At 35.5% G+C, this 650-nt stretch carries 1 protein-coding gene; it reads left to right on the forward strand.

The features are described 5' to 3' along the window. Window positions 1-278: 278 nt before the first annotated feature. A partial coding sequence (locus ACMZ6U_RS10650) for a transposase (RefSeq protein WP_416108376.1) occupies window positions 279-650 on the forward strand: 372 nt, incomplete at its 3' end.

Raw genomic sequence — 650 nt, forward strand, 5'->3', positions numbered from 1 at the left:
CATAGAATTCCTAGGAAATCATTGAACTATCTAACGCCGTATCAAGTTTTTCTGACTAACTTGAAATTGTCTAACTTAATTTGACAAATGAGGAATTAAAAAGTATTTACAATTGAAACTAAAGTATAGAATAGCTAAATTGTGAAAAATATTAAAGAGATTATTATTTTTAGCTTGAATTAGCAAGCTATTTGAATTATAAATAAGGGCACCTCTAAAAACTCCCTAAATGTCCCCGAAATGAGATAATAGAATCAAAAGTAATGAGGAGAGCTGTCATGCATTTAGTCACAGACGATGAAAAAATCTTGTCAAAACTATCAGAGAAAGGTAATCTCTTAGAACGTTTGGATGCCATTATGGATTGGACTATCTTTCTTCCTTTGTTGTCAGAGTTATTCAGTCGTGGCGGTCGTCCTCACCTAGACTATCTCATGATGTTCAAAGTGCTCTTGCTTCAACGTCTTCATAACCTATCTGAAGATGCTATTGAATACCAACTGCTGGATCTTCTATCTTTTCGTCGGTTTGTTGGTTGTCATGAAGACACTGTTCCAGATGCGAAAACTATCTGGCTCTATCGTGAGAAATTAATCAAGTCAGGGCGTGAAAAGGCGTTGTTCGATTTGTTCTATGCCCATTCATCTGTG

Origin of the sequence: Streptococcus pluranimalium (assembly GCF_047785745.1) — a bacterium.
Classification (GTDB): domain Bacteria; phylum Bacillota; class Bacilli; order Lactobacillales; family Streptococcaceae; genus Streptococcus; species Streptococcus pluranimalium_B.